Origin of the sequence: Pararhodobacter sp. CCB-MM2 (assembly GCF_001691415.1) — a bacterium.
GTDB lineage: Bacteria > Pseudomonadota > Alphaproteobacteria > Rhodobacterales > Rhodobacteraceae > Pararhodobacter.
On the sequence record NZ_LRRR01000079.1, the window covers coordinates 1 to 532 of the forward strand.

Here is a 532-nt window from a genome sequence, read left to right on the forward strand (position 1 = left end):
GCCTGGCGCATGGCCTCCGCGAAGAGCATCGGATCGTGCCACCGACCGGCGACGGCACCGTAGTAGCTGTGGCCGCGCGACCACTGCGCTCCCATGCGGAGGCGGTCGCCCCCACCGGATCTGACCCCCGTCAGCAGCACCTCCGATATCGCCGCCCGGTGCACCAGCGCCCGGGGAACAGCCTGGTCGAAGAGCCCTGACTCGTCACCCTCGATCTCCAGGAAATCCGGGCGGTCGGCTTGTATGGCTACGGTCATCCTTGGCCTCCTGGCATGTGCGCGATTCGCGGCATTACATGGCTTGAGCAGGACAAACGTCGGGCAACGCGGCCCGGGAATCTCTCATGGAGCGAGCTATAGCGTACTAGGTGGCTGGTTTTTTTTGGCAAGAGGAAGGAAGATTGCCATCAGTGGTAGCTGCGGTGATGGCCGGGAGGATGGAAGACCACCATCCGCATCGCGGCGGACAGGAGCGGGAAGTGGCGAGAGCACGGCAAGAGCGGGCAGAGGTGACCCGCGAGGCGATCCTGGAG

The 532-nt window shown here is 65.0% G+C and carries 1 protein-coding gene; it reads right to left on the reverse strand.

Features of this window, described 5'->3' with window-relative positions:
- Positions 1 to 257: AfsA-related hotdog domain-containing protein (locus BCY78_RS24275; protein WP_304441990.1), on the reverse strand; the 257-nt coding region annotated here is incomplete at its 3' end.
- Between the last annotated feature and the right edge of the window lie 275 nt (positions 258 to 532).